At 73.5% G+C, this 19,764-nt stretch carries 13 protein-coding genes, 1 pseudogene and 1 riboswitch; of the genes and pseudogenes, 3 read left to right on the top strand and 11 right to left on the bottom strand.

Annotation, left to right across the window (positions count from 1 at the left end; genetic code table 11):
* Positions 1-126: 126 nt before the first annotated feature.
* Positions 127-257, bottom strand: a riboswitch (FMN riboswitch).
* A 70-nt stretch (positions 258-327) separates the two neighbouring features.
* Positions 328-1,461 (bottom strand): sulfite oxidase, encoded by a 1,134-nt coding sequence (locus tag ABT112_RS29970; RefSeq protein ID WP_351514896.1) that lies wholly within the window; start codon positions 1,459-1,461, stop codon positions 328-330.
* Between the two features lie 866 nt (positions 1,462-2,327).
* Complete coding sequence (locus ABT112_RS29965; protein WP_351514894.1) at positions 2,328-3,707, bottom strand: uracil-xanthine permease family protein; 1,380 nt, start codon at positions 3,705-3,707, stop codon at positions 2,328-2,330.
* A gap of 327 nt (positions 3,708-4,034) precedes the next feature.
* On the opposite strand from ABT112_RS29965, the gene ABT112_RS29960 reads away from it, so the two are divergent.
* On the top strand, positions 4,035-4,784 hold the full coding sequence (locus ABT112_RS29960) for a DUF5995 family protein (protein ID WP_351514892.1): 750 nt from the start codon (positions 4,035-4,037) through the stop codon (positions 4,782-4,784).
* A gap of 128 nt (positions 4,785-4,912) precedes the next feature.
* Here ABT112_RS29960 and ABT112_RS29955 read toward each other — a convergent pair whose 3' ends face one another.
* The 9 genes and pseudogenes from ABT112_RS29955 to ABT112_RS29915 form a co-directional block, all read right to left on the bottom strand.
* Positions 4,913-6,619, bottom strand: coding sequence for a flavin monoamine oxidase family protein (locus tag ABT112_RS29955; RefSeq protein ID WP_351514890.1), 1,707 nt, complete (start codon positions 6,617-6,619; stop codon positions 4,913-4,915).
* A 62-nt stretch (positions 6,620-6,681) separates the two neighbouring features.
* Positions 6,682-7,482, bottom strand: coding sequence for a carbon-nitrogen hydrolase family protein (locus ABT112_RS29950; protein WP_351514888.1), 801 nt, complete (start codon positions 7,480-7,482; stop codon positions 6,682-6,684).
* A 143-nt stretch (positions 7,483-7,625) separates the two neighbouring features.
* Positions 7,626-8,012 carry a DUF742 domain-containing protein gene (locus ABT112_RS29945; RefSeq protein ID WP_351514886.1) on the bottom strand — a complete coding sequence of 129 codons (387 nt, stop codon included), beginning with the start codon at positions 8,010-8,012 and terminating at the stop codon, positions 7,626-7,628.
* Positions 8,009-8,440, bottom strand: coding sequence for a roadblock/LC7 domain-containing protein (locus ABT112_RS29940; protein ID WP_351514884.1), 432 nt, complete (start codon positions 8,438-8,440; stop codon positions 8,009-8,011). Before ABT112_RS29940 ends, ABT112_RS29945 begins: the two co-directional genes overlap by 4 nt.
* The gene (locus ABT112_RS29935) at positions 8,437-11,079 is read right to left on the bottom strand and encodes a sensor histidine kinase (protein ID WP_351514882.1); all 2,643 of its coding nucleotides are present in this window, start codon (positions 11,077-11,079) and stop codon (positions 8,437-8,439) included. Before ABT112_RS29935 ends, ABT112_RS29940 begins: the two co-directional genes overlap by 4 nt.
* A gap of 415 nt (positions 11,080-11,494) precedes the next feature.
* Complete coding sequence (locus ABT112_RS29930; RefSeq protein ID WP_351514880.1) at positions 11,495-12,871, bottom strand: MBL fold metallo-hydrolase; 1,377 nt, start codon at positions 12,869-12,871, stop codon at positions 11,495-11,497.
* A gap of 123 nt (positions 12,872-12,994) precedes the next feature.
* Positions 12,995-13,450, bottom strand: coding sequence for an Lrp/AsnC family transcriptional regulator (locus ABT112_RS29925; RefSeq protein ID WP_351514878.1), 456 nt, complete (start codon positions 13,448-13,450; stop codon positions 12,995-12,997).
* Between the two features lie 10 nt (positions 13,451-13,460).
* Positions 13,461-14,933 (bottom strand): amino acid permease, encoded by a 1,473-nt coding sequence (locus tag ABT112_RS29920; RefSeq protein ID WP_351514877.1) that lies wholly within the window; start codon positions 14,931-14,933, stop codon positions 13,461-13,463.
* A 560-nt stretch (positions 14,934-15,493) separates the two neighbouring features.
* Positions 15,494-15,648: pseudogene (locus ABT112_RS29915) on the bottom strand (phytanoyl-CoA dioxygenase); the annotation flags it as partial.
* 271 nt (positions 15,649-15,919) lie between these two features.
* Here ABT112_RS29915 and ABT112_RS29910 point away from each other — a divergent pair.
* Both ABT112_RS29910 and ABT112_RS29905 read left to right on the top strand, forming a co-directional pair.
* Positions 15,920-16,945 carry an SGNH/GDSL hydrolase family protein gene (locus ABT112_RS29910; RefSeq protein WP_351514876.1) on the top strand — a complete coding sequence of 342 codons (1,026 nt, stop codon included), beginning with the start codon at positions 15,920-15,922 and terminating at the stop codon, positions 16,943-16,945.
* Positions 16,946-17,346: 401 nt separating this feature from the next.
* Entirely contained in the window at positions 17,347-19,596 is a 2,250-nt protein-coding gene (locus tag ABT112_RS29905) for a HelD family protein (RefSeq protein WP_502975485.1), read from the top strand.
* Positions 19,597-19,764 lie beyond the last annotated feature (168 nt).

The raw sequence follows: 19,764 nt of genomic DNA, 5'->3' as shown, positions 1-19,764 counted from the left end.
GGACTCCGGGGCTGTCGAGATGACAACAGCGGAACGCAACATCGGGAACGCCGAGGCCGGGATACACGGATCCGCCCCCACAGGAGAACGGCTCCGCCGAGCGGCGGCGCACCGGTGCTTCGCCCGCCGCGCACTGCCTCCCATCCGGACTTTAACCGTCGGTCCAGGAATTTCACCTGGTCAACCGGCCGCTGGATGCGGACGGGTCGCGGACTGTAACCGCCGGTTCGGACTTTCACCGACCCCGGAGTGCGCTGACGTCACTGGTACAGGGCCAGTGTGCCATGGTCCCGGGCCGGGGAGGAGACCGGATTCCTGTGCACTCGGTCACTCCGGCGGACGCTCCGTGGCCTCCGGACAGACCACGGGGACGCGTTGGACCAGGTTGTTGGCGAAGCCGCCACGGTTCCACGGCTGTTCGAGCGGCTGGCCGTGCCCCTCGGCGTCGGTGGCGCGGACGGTCAGCACATGGCGGCCGGGCGTCGCGGTCCAGGTGTGGTGCCAGCCGCGCCAGGCCCAGCGGTGGGCGGTGCCGGGCGCCAGCCGGGCGGGGACCCAGGTCCGGCCGTCGTCGGTGCTCACCTCGACGGCGGTGACCGGGGCGCGGCCGGACCAGGCCCGCCCTTCGAGCGGCACCACACCGGGCCGGACGACCCGGACCCGGGACATGAAGTCGGGGAACCCGGGCGGTACGAGGAGGGCCCGCGGGGCGATCCGGGTGACGGGTTCGCCGGGCTCGTCGGCCTCCTGACGGATCCGGTAGGCCTCGGTCTGCTGGTAGCCGGTGAAGGGCGTGTCCGCGACGAAGATGTCGCGCAGCCACTTCACGTGGGCCATGCCGTACCAGCCGGGGACGACCAGGCGCAGCGGGTGGCCGTGCTGCGGCGGCAGGGGCCCGCCGTTCATCGCGTACGCCACGAGCACCTCGGGGTCGTCGCCGGTGGCCAATTCCAGCGGCAGGCTGCGCCGGTAGTTCTGCTCGACGCCGCGTTCCACGCCGTGGTCGGCGCCGGTGAAGACCACGTCGACGGCGCCGGGCCGGATCCCGGCCTCGTCGAGCAGCAGCCGCAGCGGTACGCCGGTCCAGTCGGCGGTTCCGACGGCCCCGACCAGCCAGGGCTGGCTCACGGGGCGCGGTTCCAGCCGGGCGCGGCCGTTGCCGGCGCACTCCAGGGTGACCCGCTGGGTGACGGCCGGGTAGTCGTGCAGATCGGCCGGGTCGAAGCTGAGCGCGTGCCCGACATGGCCCTCCACGGACAGCGTCCAGGGGTCCGGCGGCACATGCGGAATGTCGTAGTGGACCAGGACGTAGTGCAGGCCGGGCGGGGTGACGTCGTAGCGGAGGGCTTCCAGCGGCATGGCGTGGTTGCGGGCGGCGAGAGCCAGTTCCTCCGGTGTGATGCCCTCGTCGGGAGCGGCCAGCCGGGCGGGGCCGCTGACGTCGTCGAGCCGCGCCTCCATGTCTTCGATTATCGGCCGCCGGGCGGGGTTCCCGCCCGGCGGCCGACCCGCGCGGTCCCACCTGGGGCGGAGGCGTAGCGGTTGGGCACCGTGCTGGCCCGGGCTGGTGCTGGGGGCCGGGGTGCTGCGGGCGGACGGGCGCGGCGCGGGGGCGCCGGCGGTCCGGGAGGCTCCTGCCGAACGGCGGTGACGCGGACGGGCCGCAGGGCCGCCGGACGCCGGACCGGTCCGCGGTCCCCCGGTCCCCCGGCGACGGGAGGCGGGGCACCCGGCACCGGATCAGGGCGGGGGCGGCTGCGTTCCGGGGGCGGACGTTCCCGGTGTGGACGGCGGCGTCCGCGAGCCGGGTGGCCCCTCGTCCGGACCTGAGCCGGTGTCGTCCGGCCCTGAGCCGGTTTCCTCCGGACCTGAGCCGGTTTCCTCCGGACCTGCCTTGTGGTCCTCCGCCGCGTCCGGACCGTCGCCCTGACCGGCCGGCCGCGGGGGCACGCTCCGGGCGCAGTCGGGGTTGCGGCATGGCCCCGGACCCCACACCGGCACGAAGGCACCCAGAACCTTCCGGCGTCCGCGGATCACCGTGTCGACGGGCTGCCCGCACGCGCCGCAGGCCGTCCCCGGTCGTGTTGCGCCCGGTCGTGTTGTGCCCGGCCGTGGCCTGACGTCCCTGGACATGTCTCCACAGTAGATCCGTACGCGCTCCCGCGGCCATCGCGGCCACGGCGCGACGGGCCGGTCGCCCCGCCGACTCGACCGGGCGCGCCCGCTGCCCGCCCCGTCCGCCCCCGCCGGATCGGCGTGGGCCGACGTGGCGGCGGGGCAGCGGGGCGGCGGGGCAGCGGGGCAGCGGGGCAGCGGGCTGAGGGGTCCTACACCCGCTCCGGTTCGTCGCCCGGCACCGTCGCGTCGAACAGGGCCTTCTCCTGCTTCATATGGGCCGGGGCGAAGTACCGCAGGGCGTGGTAGCCGGTGAGGACGATGAGGGTGCCGAGCGCGATGCCGCTCAGCGAGAACGAGTCGGTGAACTCCAGGGTGACGTTGCCGATGCCCACGATCACTCCGGCCGCGACGGGCACCAGGTTGAGCGGGTTGCCGAAGTCGACCCCGCTCTCGATCCAGATCTTGGCGCCGAGCAGGCCGATCATGCCGTAGAGGATGACGGTGATGCCGCCGAGCACGCCCCCGGGCACGGCCGCGATGACCGCGCCGAACTTCGGGCACAGCCCGAAGAGGATCGCGAACAGGGCGGCGGCCCAGTAGGCGGCCGTGGAGTAGACGCGGGAGGCGGCCATCACGCCGATGTTCTCGGCGTAGGTGGTGGTCGCGGGGCCGCCGACCGAGGTCGACAGCACGGACGCGGCGCCGTCGGCGGCGATGGCGGTGCCCATCCGGTCGTCCAGCGAGTCGCCGGTCATCTCGGCGACCGCCTTCACATGGCCCGCGTTCTCGGCGATCAGGGCGATCACGACCGGCAGGGCGACGAGGACGGCCGACACCTCGAAGCTGGGCGCGTGCAGGGTGGGCAGCCCCACCCAGTCCGCCTCGGCGACGCCGCTGAGGTCGAGCCGCCAGTGGTCGGTGGCCTTGCCGCCGCCGATGGGCGAGTTGATCCGCCCGAAGATCCGGTCCAGCACCCAGGAGAGGACGTAGCCGAAGACCAGCCCCAGGAAGATGGCGATCCGGTTCCAGAAGCCGCGGAGCGCGACCAGGGCGAAGCCGGTGAACAGCAGGGTCGCCAGGGCCGTCCACTGGTCGGTGGGCCAGTAGGTGCCCGCGGCGACCGGGGCCAGGTTGAAGCCGATCAGCATCACGACCGCGCCGGTCACCGCGGGCGGCAGCACCGCGTGGATGACCCGGGCCCCCAGCGCCCGTATGGCCATGCCGCAGGCGAACAGCACGGCGCCGACGACGAGCAGCGCGCCGGTGAGGGTGGCGGCGGAGCCGCCCTCCTTCGCGATGATCGCGGCGACCCCGACGAAGGACAGGCTGCTGCCGAGGTAGCTGGGGATCTTTCCGCGGGTGACCAGCAGGAAGAAGATCGTGGCGACGCCGGAGACCAGGACGGCGAGGTTCGGGTCGAGGCCCATCAGCACGGGCGCCACGAAGGTCGCGCCGAACATCGCCACCACGTGCTGGGCACCGAGGCCGATGGTGCGCCCCCAGGACAGCCGCTCGTCGGGACGGACCACCGCGCCCGGGGCGGGAGTCCTCCCGTCACCGTGCAGCTTCCAACCCACTCCGAGGCGCATGTGCGAACTCCTGACGTGCCCCTGCGGGCGCTGTGTCGATCCGACCGAAAACGGAGCCACGGTAATTCAGCCGGCCGCGTTCTCCCGCATCGGGCCCGGCCACGGCACCGGCCACGACACCACCCGGGCCGCACCGGGGATCCGGAATCCGGGGCGGGAGAGGCTCCGGCAGCCGGCGGGGAGCCCCGGCGCCTGCTCCCGCCCGTGGCCGGACGGGACACCCTGCCCGGCCACGGGCGGGAGCGCACGATACCCCCGGTTACGCCGTTCCGGTCACACTGTTCCGTAAGGGCCGTTTCCGCCGGTACGTCCTGTCACCCTGTGCGCATGACGACAACGCGCTCCCCTTCCTCCCCGGCGCTGGGCGGGCAGCTCCTCCGGGCACCGGTCTCTCCGGCGCCGGCCGACGAGGTCTCCCCCGCGCTGAGCAAGGTCGCCGCGCGGATGCGGGTGCTGGACGCGGCGCTGCCGGAGCGGGACGGGGTCGCCGTCTTCAACCGGGTGTATCTGACGGTGACCGAGGAGATCGCCCGGCGCGGCTCCACGGGCTGGTTCCGGACCCCGTTCCTCGCCTCGGAGCTGGCGGCCCGCTTCGCCCGTCGCTATCTGGCGGCGGTGGACGCCGAGACGGCCGGGCTCCGGCCCCCGGCGTGCTGGCGGCCGCTCTTCCGGCACCGCCGTCATCCGGGGGTGCACCCGCTGCAGTTCGCCCTCGCCGGGATCAACGCCCATGTGGGGCACGATCTGGCACTGGCCGTGGTCGACACCTGCCACGCGCTGGACTGCGAACCGGCGGCGCTGGAAGCCGACTTCGAGCGGGTCGGCGATGTGCTCCAGGCCCTGGAGGAGCGGATCCGGGAGGACCTGATGCCCGGCCCCGACCTGCTGGACATCGCCGACCCGATGACCCATCTGGCCGGATCGTGGTCCCTGGAGCGGGCCCGCACCGGCGCCTGGGCGGCCGCGCGGGTGCTGTGGAGCCTGCGCCACCTGGAGGAGCTGGCCGGGGAGTTCACCGAGCGGATCGACGAAGGGGTGGGCCTGGTCGGGCGCTTCCTGCTGACGCCGCTGCGCTGACCCGCCCGGTCCGGCTGCCCGAGCCCCGTGCGCGCTCGGCCCCGGGGCATGGATACGAGGCATGGATACGGGCCGCCGCCGCGCCGCTTCACGCGGCGGCGGCCCGGGGTCACGGCCGCCGGTGCCGGTCAGTCCTCCGGCAGCTCGACGGGCGCGATCTCGTCGTACACGTCGCCGGGGCCGGGGTTGGTGGCGTCGGTCTCCCCGCCGAAGTGGTGCATCACGCCCCAGACCGCGTTGAGGGCCGTCTGCACCGCGCCCTCGACCCAGCCCGCCGTCCAGGAGATGTCGTCGCCGGCCAGGAAGATGCCCCGCTTGTCCTCGGGCAGCCGGTCCTGCATGAAGTGGGTGAACAGCCGCCGCTGGTAGCGGTAGTGGCCGGGCAGGTTGGCCTTGAACGCGCCCATGAAGTAGGGCTCGTTCTCCCAGGACACCGTCACCGGGTTGCCGATGATGTGCTTGCGGATGTCGACCTTCGGATAGATCTCCGAGAGCGACTTGAGCATGACCTCCATCCGCTCGTTGGCGTTCAGCGGCAGCCACTTGAGGCTGTCGTCGCACCAGGTGTAGGAGAGGCAGATGACGGCGGGCTCGTCCGGCCCGTTGTCCAGCAGGTAGGTGCCGCGGGTCATGCGGTCGGTGAGCGTCATGCTCATCACGTCGCGGCCGGTGTCCTCGTCCTTGTCCAGCCAGAACGGCCGGTCCACCGGGACGAACAGCTTGGAGGACTCCATGTAGTGGGTGCGCTCCACCGCCGTCCAGTGGTCGATGGGGAAGAGCGAGTCATCGCAGTCGATCTTGCTCAGCAGCATCCAGCTCTGCGCGGTGAAGATCGCCGCGCGGTAGGTGCGGATGTCGCCGGTGGCGTCGGTGACGGTGATCCGGTTGCCCGACGTGCGGTGCAGCCGGGTCACGGCCGGGCGCGGGTCCCCGCCGTGCAGCGACTGCAGCGAGGTGCCGTACGGCCAGTGGACGATCTTCTCCGGCTCGCGCTCCCACAGCCGCAGCGGGAGCTGCTGGCTGCCGCCGACGATGCCGCGGTGGTCGTCGTCGGCTCCGGTGTAGACGACGCGCAGGATCTCCAGGATGGAGTTGGGGAAGTCGGTGTCCCAGCCGCCGGTGCCGAAGCCGACCTGGCCGAAGATCTCCCGGTGCCGGAAGGACTTGAAGGACTCCGACTCGCAGAGGAAGCCGTAGAAGGTCTGGTTGTCCAGTTTCTCCACCAGCCGGGCCCAGATCTCCCGGATCCGCGGGACGTCGCGCTCGCGCAGCGCCCGCTGCATGTCCGAGAAGTCGGCGCCCTCGTCGAGGCAGGCGTTCCAGGCGTTCATCACCTGGGTGTACACCTCGGGCAGCTCCTCGACCGAGGTGGCGTAGTGGGACTCGCCCTTGAGGTCGACGACGGTCGACGGGGTGTCCGGGGCCAGCGGGTTCGGGAACGGCTTGGTCTCCAGGCCCACCAGGTCGATGTAGTGCTGGAAGGCGGTGGAGGACGGCGGGAAGCGCATGGCGCCCATCTCGGCCGTCAGCGTCTCGTCGCAGCCCTCGAAGCCGACCGTGCGCAGCCGACCGCCGATCCGGTCCGCCTCGTAGACGACCGGCTTGAGGCCCATCTTCATCAGCTCGTAGGCCGCGATGACGCCGGACAGGCCGCCGCCGATGACCGCGACCTCCGCGCCGTGCTCGGTCGCCGGTATGGAGCCGAGACCGGCCGGGTGGGCCAGGAAGTCGTCGTAGGCGTACGGGAAGTCCGGGCCGAACATGGTGATGGGGGGCTCGGCCTGGGCTTCGGCGTGCTGCTCGTCGTGGACGGCGGTGGGCACCGTGGACGTCATCGGCGGGACTCTCCTACTGCGGGGGGGGGGGGACGTGCTGGCGGGGGTGGGGGCGGACCGGGTCAGCCGAGCGAGCCGTACAGCTCGGGGCGGCGGTCGCCGAGGTAGGTGTTCTCCGCGCGGGAGGCCTTGAGGAGTTCGGGGTCGACGTCGGCGACGACGAGGTCACCGGAGGCGCCGGCCCGGGCGCGGACCGTCCCGTCGGGCGCGGCGAGGCAGCTCAGCCCGGCGAAGTCGAAGTCGCCCTCGGGGCCGCAGCGGTTGGCGTACCCGATGTAGAGCTGGCTCTCCCAGGCACGGGTCGGCAGCACCGTCTGCGCCACGATCTCGTACGGGCGCATCAGCGCGGTGGGGACGAGCAGCAGCTCGGTGCCGGCCAGGGCGTGCGCCCGGACGTTCTCCGGGAACTCGACGTCGTAGCAGATCAGCAGGCCGACGCGGACGCCGTCGAGGTCCGCCTGGACGACCGCCCGGTCGCCGGGGACGAAGGATCCGGTCTCGAAGTCGCCGAAGAGGTGGGTCTTGCGGTAGTTCGCGAGACGGGTGCCGTCGGCGCCGATCAGCTGGGCGGCGTTGTGCAGGGCGGAGCCGCTGCGCTCCGGGTAGCCGTAGGCGATGGCCACCCCGTGCTCGGCGGCGATCTCCGCGACCCGCCCGGCGGAGGGGCCGTCGGCCTCCTCGGCGAGGTCCGGCAGGGCGTCGCCGACGGCGTACCCGGTGAGGTACAGCTCGGAGGTGACCAGCAGCCGGGCACCGGCCCCGGCCGCCCGCCGGGCGGCGTCGGAGAGAGCGGCCAGGCTGTCCTCGCGGGTGTGCGGGACGCCGCCGGGGCCTTGGAACAGCGCGATGCGCAGCGGCGCCATGGAACCTCTTCGCTGGGACGTGCGGGTCTGTCGGGGTGACGCATCGACGGTACGGTCCGCGTTCACAGCCGGACAAGGCACGTCCATTGCCACTGCCGCACGATCCATTGCGCGAGGGGGCGGCTTCGCGGTGAATCGTTGTGCTACAGCTCGCGCAGCCGTGCGACGACCTCGCGGAGCAGCCCGGCGTCGGGCCGGTCGGCGGGGGTGGTGGCCGCGCCGATCCGGACCAGCCCGGCGTCGACCAGGTCTCCCAGCAGGACCCGGACGACGGTGAGGGGCAGGTCGGCGTCGGCGGCGAGCTCGGCGAGCGGGCGGGAACCGCGCCGGATCAGCTCCAGCAGGGAGGTCCGGGCATGGTCGAGCGCCTGCTCCGGCTCGGCCTCCTCCACGGCCGTGATCGGTGCCATCAGATCGATGGGGTGGTCGGTGTCGGGACGGGTCCGGCCATGGGTCACGGTGTAGGGGCGCACCATGGGCCCGGTCTCGTCCTCGTACCAGTGCGCCGCCCCGTCGTCGGATTCCGTCATCTGCCGGCGGCCTCGGACGCCGAGCGCGCGGGCGCGACCATGTGGCGGCCGGCCCGCTTGACGAGCAGCGACATCTCGTAGCCGAGCTGCCCCACGTCGGTCTGCACATCGGCGAGCACCGCCAGGCAGCTGCTGTCACCGGCCTGGGTGACGAAGAGGTAGGCGTCCTCCAGCATGACCATGGTCTGCCGCACCGATCCGGCCCCGAACCGTTCGCTCACGCCCTTGGCGAGGCTGTGGAAGCCGGAGCAGACCGCGGCGAGATGCTCGATGTCCTGGGTGGGCATGCCCTCGGAGGAGCTGGTGGCGAGCCCGTCCGAGGAGAGCAGCACGGCCTGGCGCACATGGTCGGTGCGGGCCACCAGATCGTCGAGCAGCCAGTCGAATTCACCTGCCGTGGCAGGGGTGTTCGGCTTCTCGCCTGTCATTGTTCGCTCCCGTGGTCGGTGTCCGGCTGCTGCGGTTCACTGTCGCGTCCCCGCCTGAGTCCGCGCTGGAAGGCGCCGAAGATCGCGCCCATTTCCTCCGGTGAAACCTCTCCGCCGCTGTCCTCTCCGCCCCGGCCCTCCGTCGTGCTCTCCCCCCGGGATCCCTCCGGCTGCGCCCGGGTGTCGGTGCGCAGCTGGGGCGCCAGGCTGGCCTGGCGGATCCGGGTGGGCAGTTTGCCGGAGCCCGCGCTCCCGGTCCGCTCGGTCGTCGTCCGGGCTGCGTCCGTGGACGCCTCCGCGGCGGGTGCCTCGCGTTGCGGGAGGGGCTCCGGCCTCTTCATACGCCGGGGAAGCCCGTGGTGTTCAACGGCCCGAGCCGGCCCGTCCGTTCCGGACGGCGCGGCGGGCGCGGGCGCGTCCGGCGCGGGCCCGGCGGATGCCGGTTCGGCGGGGGCGGGCCCGGCGGATGCCGGTTCGGCGGGGGCGGGCGCGTCCGGTGCAGGCCCAGCGGCTGCGGGCTCGGCGGGTGCGGGCTCGGCGGCTGCGCCGGGTCCTGCGGGCCCGGTGGGCTCGGCGGACGTGGTGCCGCGCCCCGCGGGCCCGGCGCCCGGTGCGGCGGCCCGGACGTCCCCGCCCGCCGGCTCCGGCACGGCGGCAGGGCCGCCCGGCGCGCGGTCGCCCTCCAGGGCGTTCCCCGCCACGGCCCGGGCATCCTTCGCGGGCGTGTCCTTCCGGCCGCCCCGCGGCGCGCCCCGCCCCTCCGCGGGCAGCTCGGCGAGGATCGTGTGCGGCAGCAGCACCACGGCCGTGGTGCCGCCGTACGGGGACCGGCAGAGGGTCACCCCGATCCCGTGCCGGCCCGCGAGCCGGCCGACCACGTACAGCCCCAGCCGCTCGGTCTGGGCCGGGTCGAAGTCACCGGCCCGCGCCAGGGTGCGGTTGGCCTCCTCCAGCTCGGCGATGTCCATGCCGAGCCCACGGTCGTCGATCTCCAGCACGAAGCCGTGCCGGGCGTCCCCGAGCCGCATCGTCACCTGGGTGTGGGGCGGCGAGAAGACCGTGGCGTTCTCGATGAGTTCCGCGATCAGGTGCACGACGTCGGCCACGGCCTCGGCGACGACGCCCACCGCCGGCATGGGCGGCACGACCACCCGCGCGTAGTCCTCGATCTCGCCGGCCGCCGCGCCGACCACCTCGACCACCGGGACCGGGTTGCGCCACCGGCGGCCGGGGGCCGCGCCGGAGAGGATGATCAGGCCTTCGGCGTGCCGTCGCATCCGGGTCGTCAGATGGTCGATACGGAAGAGCTCCTGGAGCACATCCGGGTCGTTGGTCCGGCGCTCCAGGGTATCGACGAGCTTCAACTGCCGGTGCACCAGCGCCTGGTTGCGCCGGGCGATGTTCAGCAGCACGGCGAAGACGCCCTTGCGCAGGCTCGCCTGCTTGACCGCCGCTTCCACGGCGGCCCGGCGCGCGGTGTTCAGCGCGCTGCCGAGCTGGCCGAGCTCGTCCTTCCCGGCCGTCTCGTCGCCGTAGGACAGCGGCGGGGCCGCGGCCGCGGCGTCGACCTCCTCACCGGCGCTCAACCGGGCCATCACATCGGGAAGCTGACGGGTCGCCAGCACATCGGCCGCGTCCCGCAGGTCCTCGAGGCGGCGGGCGATCCGGCGGCCGGTGCGGACCGACAGCCAGAGGGACAGGCCCACCGCGGCCATCCCGACACCGCCCGCGACACCGGCCCGGAGCAGTTCCTCGACGGCGAAGCCCCGGCCGCGGGCGGCGGAGTTCCGGGCGGCGTCGCTGCACAGCCGCATGTAGCGGTCGACCGCGCGGTCCGTGGTGGTGCGCCACGAGTTGACGGCGACGGCCCTTCCGGCGCGCTCCCGGCCCACCGTCAGCAGGGTGTCCTCGGCGGCGGTGAGGGACCGGTAGGAACGGCTGCGCTCGAACGTGTCGAACATCGTGCGGGAGTCCTCCGGCAGGGCGGGGACATAGGTCCGCTGGAACACCCGCCGGTCCTCGATGGTGGCGGTGAGCTCGTGGTACTGCCGGGCGTCGAACCGTCCAGCGGCCCTCGCCCCCGCCACGAGGGCGTCCTCCCGGGACACGAACTCCCGCACCCGGACGAGCTCGACGACGACCTGCGCCTCGCGGGCGAGGTGTCCGGCCTGGAGCGCGGTCAGTGAGGACTGGACGGCGAAGGTCGGTTCGACCATCTCGGTGTAGCCGTCGACGGCGTGGTCCCAGCTCACCTTGCGGTCGATCACCCGCTCACGGAGCGCGGGCAGCCCGTCCACGGCGTCCACCATCGCGCCCAGGGAGGAGCTCTGGCGCTCGGTGAGCCCCTCCACCCGCTCCGGGTGCCCCAGGGCGGACCGCATGGCGCGCACGGCCTCGTCGGTGCGGCGCTGCTGCTTCGTCAGATCGGCCACCCGCATGGTGCCGTTCCGCGCGCCCAGGTACTCGGCGGACAGCCGCCGTTCGATCTGGATCTGGCCGACCGCGGTGTCCACCGGGGTGCCGAACTGCTCGTACACCCCCTGCAGACGGATCAGCGCCCGCAGGTCCCCGGTCATCGTCACCATGGCGAACGTCCACAGACCGAGCAGCGCGGCCGTGGGGATCAGGGTCAGGGTCACGATCCGCGTGCGGATGGTGGGTTGGCCAGAACGCCGGCGCATGATCTCCCCGGGGGGCTGGTACGGGTGCGGGAGGCAGGGGTACCGGGCCTCGGCTATCGCTGGGTCACCGTACCCGGACCCGCACCGTATCCGGCCGGGGAGCAGGGAATAAGCGCTGGTGGCGGGCAAAATGACGAACGTCACTCCGGCCCCGGCGACACCATGGGCCACTCCGTCACCTCTGCAGGCATTCGCCCCATTCGACGCAGGCTCGATCCGGCGGCCGGATCCGACGCGGGTGCCGGGCCGCCGGACCGAGCGCCGGAGCGGTGTCCTGCCGGACGGGCGGAGCGATCCGGCGGTGCGGGAAGGCCCTAAGGTCAGGGACCGGCAGCGCGCCGGAACAGGCCGGGGCCGGAGCCCGGACGACGGATCAGGATCGCGCCGCCCGGTGCACCGGCAGGCCCGCCTTCCCCGCCGCGTCGAAGCCGTCGTCGACGGCGACCACGTCCCGCCCGGCCGCGTCCAGCAGGGAGGCGGCGATCGCCGCGCGCAGGCCGCTCGCGCAGTGCACCCACACGGTGCCCGGTGGCACCTCGCCCAGGCGGCCGTGGAGTTCGTGGACGGGGATGTGCACCGCGCCGTCGATCCGTTCCTCGGCCCGCTCCGACGCCCGGCGCACATCGAGGACCACCACGTCCTCCGCCCCGCGTGCCCGGAGCGCGGCCAGATCCGCGAAGCCGGCGCGGGGGAAGGACCGGGGTGCCTCGCCGTCGGGCAGCCAGTCGGCGGGTGTGCCGGTGGCGGCCGCCGCGGGTCGGTCGATGCCGACGCGGACCAGTTCGCGCTGGGCGTCGGCGATCTGCTCCGCTGTCCCGGCGAGCAGGGTGACCGGCTTCCCCCAGGGGATCAGCCAGGCCAGATAGGTGGCGAGCTGCCCGTCGCCCTCGAAGTTCAGTGTCCCGGCGACGTGACCGTCGGCGAACGCCACCCGGTTGCGCAGATCGACCACCCACTCCCCGGCGGCCAGCCGTTCAGCGATCAGGGCGGCGTCGGCGGGCCGCGGCGGTGTCAGATCGACCGGCGAAGGCCCTTCCGCGTTGGCCGGGCCCATGTGGGCGTAGTAGGCGGGCACATCGTCCAGGCCGGCCAGCAGGGTGGTGACGAAGGTGTCCACGTCCTCCAGCAGCGCGGCGTTCCGCCGGCGCTCGGCACCGATGGTGGTCTCGTCGCCGGTCACCGGCGAGGAGGAGCAGAAGCTGCCGAAGCCGTGGGTCGGCAGTACGGGCACCTCGTCGGCCAGTTCGTCGGCGAGCCGGTGCGCGGAGGCGTGCTGCGCGCGGGCCAGCGGCTCGGTCAGCCGGGGGTCGACCAGGTCGGTGCGGCCCACGGCGCCGATGAGCAGGGAGCCGCCGGTGAACGCGGCCACCGCCCGGCCGTCCTCGGCGAGGACGTACGCGGTGTGGTGCGGTGTGTGGCCGGGCGTCGCCAGCGCCCGCAGCTCCAGGCCCGCGTCGACGGCGACGGTGTCCCCGTCGGCGACCGGCTCCCGGGCGTACGCCACCGCGGCCCCTGCGGGCACCAGATAGTGGGCGCCGGTCGTGCGGGCGAGCTCCAGCCCGCCGGTGATGTAATCGTTGTGCACATGGGTCTCGACGACCAGGGTGATCCGCACGCCGCGGCGCGCGGCGGCGGCGATCACCCGGTCGATGTCACGCGGTGGATCGAGGGCCACGGCGGTCCGGCGCCCGCCCGCCAGGTAGCTGTGGTTGCCCAGCCCCTCGGTCCTCAGCGTGTCGACGAAGTACACGGACGCGGCCCCTTCCCGGCGGATTCCCGTGGCGGATCACCACACCCGCCCGGGTATCCCGTGGAACGGCGGCGTACTCGGGGAGGGAAGGATTCCGGTGACGGAGAGGGCCGGCGCGGCCGGTCAGGCGGGCGAGCCCGAGCTGTAGCGGCGCAGCAGCGGGGAGAGGACGAGCACCGACTTGGTCCGCTCCACGTACGGCTCCCCGGCGATGCGTTCCAGCACCCGCTCGAAGTGACGCATGTCGGAGGCGAAGACCTGGACGATGGCGTCCGCGTCACCGGTCACGGTCGACGCGGACGCCACCTCCGGGTAGCGCGACAGGCCGCGGTGGATCGACTCGGGCGAGGTGTTCCGACGGCAGTAGATCTCGATGAAGCCCTCGGTCTCCCAGCCGAGCGCGGCGGGGTCGACGCGCACCGTGAAACCGGTGATGGCTCCCTGCTCCCGCAGCCGGTCCACGCGCCGTTTGACGGCGGGCGCGGACAGGCCGACCTCCGCGCCGATGTCGGCGTAGCTGCGGCGGGCGTCCTCGGCGAGGGCGTGGACGATGCGTTCGTCGAGTTCGTTCAGTCGCACTGCGGGTGGATCACTTCTCTGCTGTGGCCAATCGGGAACGGCGCATGCCGTATCCGAAGTAGAACACAAGCCCGGCAGCCATCCACGCTCCGAAGACCGCCCAGGTCACGGAGTCGAGGCTGAACATGTTGTACACGCAGAAGCCGAAGCCGATCAGCGGCAGCAGCGGGGACAGCGGCACCCGGAACGTGCGGTCCATCTCCGGCCGGGTGCGGCGCAGCACGATCACCGCGATGTTCACCAGGGCGAAGGCGAAGAGGGTGCCGATGCTGGTGGCGTCGGCCAGCTGGCCGAGCGGGATGGCGGCGGCGAGCACGCCGCAGAAGAGCGAGACGATCACGGTGTTCGCGCGGGGGTTGCCGCTCCGCGGGTTGACCTTGGAGAACACCTTCGGCACCAGACCGTCCCGGGACATCGCGAACAGGATGCGGGTCTGGCCGTAGAGCACGGTCAGGACGACGCTGGCGATGGCGATGACGGCGCCCGCGGCGAGCAGGACACCCCAGAAGCTCTGACCGGTGACCTCGTTCATGATCCCGGCGAGGGCGGCTTCGGAGCCCTCGAACTTCTTCCACGGACGGGCGCCGACGGCGACCGCGGCGACCAGGACGTACAGCGCGGTGACGATGATCAGCGACAGCATGATCGCGCGCGGCAGGTCGCGCTTGGGGTCCTTGGCCTCCTCACCGGCGGTGGAGGCGGCGTCGAAGCCGATGTAGGAGAAGAAGAGCGTGGCGCCGGCCGCGCTGACACCCGCCATGCCGAGCGGCATGAAGGGGGTGTAGTTGCCGGCGCGGATGCCGGCGAAGGCCACGGCGCAGAAGAGCACCAGCGCGGCGATCTTCACCGCGACCATGATCGCGTTGGCGCGGGCGGACTCACGGGCACCGCCGAGCAGGAACGCCATGGAGAGCAGCACCACGAGCAGCGCAGGCAGGTTGAATATGCCGCCGTCGCCGGGCGGGGCGGCGAGCGCGTCGGGGATGGTGAAGCCGAGCGTCCCGTCCAGCAGTTCGTTGAGGTACTCGCCCCAGCCGACGGCCACGGCCGCGACGGAGACGCCGTACTCGAGGATCAGGCACCAGCCGCAGACCCAGGCGACGAGCTCGCCGAGGGTGGCGTAGGCGTAGGAGTACGAGGAGCCGGAGACCGGGATCGTGCCCGCCAGCTCGGCGTAGGAGAGCGCCGAGAACAGCGCGGTGAGGCCCGCGATGATGAAGGAGAGGGTGACGGCGGGGCCGGCCTTCGGCACGGCCTCGCCGAGAACCACGAAGATGCCGGTGCCCAGGGTGGCACCGATGCTGATCATCGTCAGCTGCCACATGCCGAGCGAGCGCCGCAGCGAGCCGCCCTCGCCCTGGCCGCCCTCGGCCACCAGACGTTCTACGGGCTTGCGTCGCACGAGGCGGGCACCGAAGCCTGCGGGCGCCGGCCGCGACGGGTCGCGGTCCGCGGCGGTTGGGGCTGAACCGTGGTCCAACACTTGGGGTGGCTCCTTCATCGCTGCCGGTCAGGCGGCGGCGACCCAGCGGCGGGTCCGTGCGGGCACGGCAGAGGAGCCCGCAGCTGAGAGGAGACCGCCGAGCAGACGGTCCCCGCCACTCCACGTACAGCGCACGACCCTATGAGGCGGGCGCTCCGCCCCGTAATGCACGAACCTTGCGCATTCATGCACCATCGTTGCGCCCAGGTCGCGCGCACGGCGAATCGTTGCAGGTCATCGCATGAATCAGCAAATTCGACCGCTCCGCGTCCGGTCCGTCACACAGTGCCGCGAGACCTCCGGAGTGCACGATTCCGCCCGGGTTTCGACCCCCTTCGGGAAGCCCGTTCGGAGCTTCCGCTTCCGGCGCACGGGCGGTCGGCCGACCACCTGCGGTCGGCTGTGGCAGCCGGGCAGCCGGGCTGCCACAGCGGACCGCGGACCGCGGGCCGAGCCGCCACGGCCGGACCGGTCCCGGCACCTGCCGACCGGGGTGGAACCGGTCCCGCCGGAGCCGGCACCCGCGGCGCTGCGCCTCCGCCCCCGCCCCCGCCCCCGCGTCAGCGTCCGAGCCCCCGGCGGATCGCGGCTTCCACCGGCGAGTGGCCCCGTCGGCCCGTTCGATGCTCGGGTCCTCCCCCGGCCGGGGAACCAGCGGCGGCTGCGCCATGAAGCGCGGCTCGGTGCCCCGGTGCGCCTGGGCGGCGTGCACGACGCCCCCTCCACCCGCAGAAAACCCTGCTCCACGAACGCGGACACAGCGGCATCGTCGATGGTCGATTCATCATCCATCGACTCAGCGTCCCACCGGGGAGCGGCGCGAGCCATCGAATTCCCGGGGCCGCCGCCATCCGGGAGGAAGCCGGAAATCCCGCATTCCGGGGGGCAGTTCACCGCGGCGCCGGAACCGGAGGCCGAGCGCCACAGGTGCCCGGAGGCCGTTCCGGGGTAGAGGTGACATTCCGAACCATGAACGGCGGTGACCGATGCACGACGGCTGGCTCGACCCGGAACCCTTCCTCCGGGGTGCTCCCTGGCGGTACGAGGGGCGGGTGGTGCGCGCCGACCCCGAGGACCGGCTGCGGCTGCCGCTGGACACCTGGGAGCGGGCGCAGATCCCGGCGGGCGTCCGGCTGGAGTTCACGGCGGACGGGGCGACCGCGCTGGAGGTGCGGTACACGGCGGGGGAACCGGGCCCGGCCGAGGAGCTGCGCGACCCGGCTCCGGCCTTCGAACTCCGGCGGTCCGGCGAAGCACTCGTCCGGATCCCCGCGCGCCCCTGCGCGGACGCCACCGTGCGCGTACCGCTGCCCGGCGGCACGGGCCCCTTCACCCTCCACCTGCCCGAGTCCCTCTCCCCCCGGCTGCTCGGCGTCCGTCCGGCTGCCGGACCGTCCACGGGCCCGGGCACCGGAACGGTCGCCCCCGCGCCGCCGCGGCCCCGCTGGGCGGTGTACGGCGACTCGATCACCGAGGGCTGGTTCGCGAGCCGCCCCTCCCTGGCCTGGACCGCGGTGGCCGCCCGCGCCCTGGAGCTGGACCACACCAACCTCGGCTACGCGGGCGCGGGCCGCGGCGAGTTGGCCTGCGCCGAACAACTGGCGGCGCTGCCCGCCGATGTGCTGACCCTGGCCTTCGGCACCAACTGCTGGTCCGCCGTCCCGCACTCGTCGGACCTGCTGCGTGAGACGACCCGGCTCTTCCTGGCACTGGTACGCGAGCACCGGCCGGACACCCCGCTACTCGTGGTGTCCCCGGTGCTCCGCCCCGAGGCCGAGGACCGGCCGAACGACGCCGGAGCCACGCTGTCCGAACTCCGCGGCTCCCTGGAGTCGGCGGTGAACGAACGCATCGCGGCCGGCGACAAGCACCTGGCACTCCTGCCGGGCGCCCCGCTGCTGGGACCGGAGGACCTGGTGGACGGGGTACATCCGAACGACGCCGGGCATGCGCGACTCGCCGCGGCCGTCGTCAGCGCCCTGCGGGACGCGGGCTTCGCACCGCCGGCGTGACGTGACGCCCCGTCCGCCGCGGAACGGACGCGACACGGGACGGACGGGCCGCGGAACGGACGGGGCGGAGGCGTACACGGCAGAGGCATAAGCGGCGGGGGCGGCCGCTCCGAACGGCGGTCGGCGGCCGGTCGCGGACCGGCCGCCGGCGCCCGGAAATCGGCGGACCACAGAATGCGGCACCCTCGGAATCCCGGAATCCGCGGGCGAAAGGCCCGGCGGCGACCGGACACCGCGGAACAGTGCACCGCACCCACCACCACAAAAGCCCCGGACCGCATTTGACGGCCGGGGCTTTTCTCTGCGATATTAAGGGATTCCATGCATCTGAATTGGAAGACATGGAGAAGCTTTGATGAACTCATCATATCCGGGCGGGAGCTGAATTGTCAAACGCGGAATTGCAGGACGAGCAGGAATTCCTGAATCTGCTTCATGAACGCCTCGCCGAGCTGCGCGACGGGGCCGAGTCGGCGGTGCGGGAAGCGCTGGCCCCGACCGGCAGCACGTTCCAGGCGCGGATCGAGCGCGATGTGCTGGTGGCCGAGCAGTCCGGGCTGCTGGCCGCCTTCGACTCCGGCGAGCACGGGCTCTGCTTCGGACGGCTCGCCTTCCGTGACGGCCGGGACCACCACATCGGCCGGATCGGCATCCGGCGCGACGACGCGGACCGCACCCCGCTCGTCCTCGACTGGCGGGCCGACGTGGCGCGCCCGTTCTACCTCGCGACCGGGCACACCCCGATGGGGCTGCGCCGCCGCCGTCACATCACCACCGAGGGACGGCACGTCACCGGTCTGCACGACGAGATCCTGGACCTCGCCGACCCCGAGCGCACCGGGCACGAGGGCGACGACGACGCCGTGCTGTTCGCGGCGCTGGGCGCGGCGCGCACCGGCCGGATGCAGGACATCGTGCAGACCATCCAGGCCGAGCAGGACCGGATCATCCGGGCCCCGCACCACGGTGCCCTCGTCGTCGAGGGCGGCCCCGGCACCGGGAAGACCGCGGTCGCGCTGCACCGGGCCGCGTTCCTGCTGTACGCGCACCGGGAGCTGCTGGCCCGGCGGGCCGTGCTGGTCGTCGGCCCCAACCCGACCTTCCTGGGCTACATCGCGGCCGTGCTGCCCTCGCTCGGCGAGACGGGCGTCCTGATGGCCACGCCGGGTGAGCTGTTCCCCGGGGTGACCGCGACCGGTACCGACTCCCCCGAGGCCGCCGCGGTGAAGGGCGGCACCGCCATGGCCGACGCGCTGGCGCGCTTCGTGGCGGACCGGCAGCTGCTCCCCGACGCGGAGATCGTGATCGGGCACGACGACGGCGAACTCCGGCTCGACGCCGAGCTGGTGTCCCGGGCGCGGGAGGCGGCGCGCGCGACCCGGCTGCCGCACAATCTCGCCCGCCCGCACTTCGCGTTCCGCGTCATCGACGCACTGACGGCGCAGCTGACCGAGCGGATCGGCGCCGACCCCTTCGGCGGGCCGAATCTCCTCGGTCCGGACGACATCGCCCAGCTGGGCAAGGCCATTGCCGTGAGCGCCGACGTCCGGGCCGCCATTGCCGAGCTGTGGCCCATGATCACCCCGCAGCAGCTGGTCGCGGACTTCCTCGCCGACCCGGTCCACCTCCCGGAAGCCGACGCGGAGGCGATCCGCCGCACCGGCGGCGCCTGGACCCCCGCCGACGTCCCGCTGCTCGACGAGGCGGCGGAGCTGCTGGGCGAGGACGACTCCGCGGCGCGGGCCCTGGCCGAGGCGGAGCGGCAGGAGCGGATCGCGTACGCCCAGGGGGTGCTCGACCTGTCGTACGGCTCCCGCACCCAGGAGTTCGAGGACCGCGACGACGAGGACTCCGAGGTGCTGGCCGCGCACAACCTGGTCGACGCGGAGCGGCTCGCCGAGCGCCACGAGGAGGCCGACCACCGCAGCGCCGCCGAGCGCGCCGCCGCCGACCGGACCTGGGCGTTCGGCCACATCATCGTCGACGAGGCGCAGGAGCTGTCCGCGATGATGTGGCGGCTGCTGATGCGGCGCTGCCCGACCCGTTCGATGACGCTGGTCGGCGACCCGGCGCAGACCGCGGAGCCCGGTGGCTGCGGGTCCTGGGAGGCGATCCTCGCACCGTATGTGGGTGACCGCTGGGAGCATGTCCGGCTGGGCGTCAACTACCGCACGCCCGCCCCCATCATGGAGGTCGCGGCCGAGGTGGCCCGGGCGGCGGACCCGTCCTTCGAGCCGCCGCGCTCCATCCGGTCCGCGGACGGCCGCCCCTGGGCGGTGCGCGCGGAGGACCTCCCGCGCGCGGCCGCCGAGGCCGTGGCGCGGGAGCGCCGCGACGAGGGACGGACCGCCGTGATCGCCCCGGCGGGCAGGATCGCCGCGCTGGCCGCGGCCCTGCCGGACGCCTCGTCGGGCCCGGTCCCCGACCTGACCAGTCCGGTCGTCCTGCTCGACCCGCGGCAGGCCAAGGGGCTGGAGTTCGACACGGTGATCGTGGCGGAGCCGGCCGAGTTCGGGGTGAACGACCTGTACGTCGCGCTCACCCGGGCGACCCAGCGGCTGGGCGTCGTGCACACGGCGGCGCTGCCGCCGGGCCTGGCGGGGCTGCCGTCCCCGGACCGTCCCGTGGACACCGGCGCCGCCGTCCGCTGATGCACCGCTGCCTGGCCGGCCGGGTCCCGGGCAGCCGGGCCCCCACGGCCGGCCGGCGGAAGCGGCCGCCGAAGCGGCCGCCGGAGTGATTCACATGGCCAAGCGCATCGACGTCAGCGGCCTCACCGCCTTCTACGGCAGCCACAAGGCCATCGAGGACATCTCGAT

The organism is Streptomyces sp. NPDC002055, from assembly GCF_040296705.1.
Classification (GTDB): Bacteria; Actinomycetota; Actinomycetes; order Streptomycetales; family Streptomycetaceae; genus Streptomyces.
Note: the sequence above shows the minus strand (reverse complement) of the source record. Positions and strands in the feature narration are given on the sequence as shown.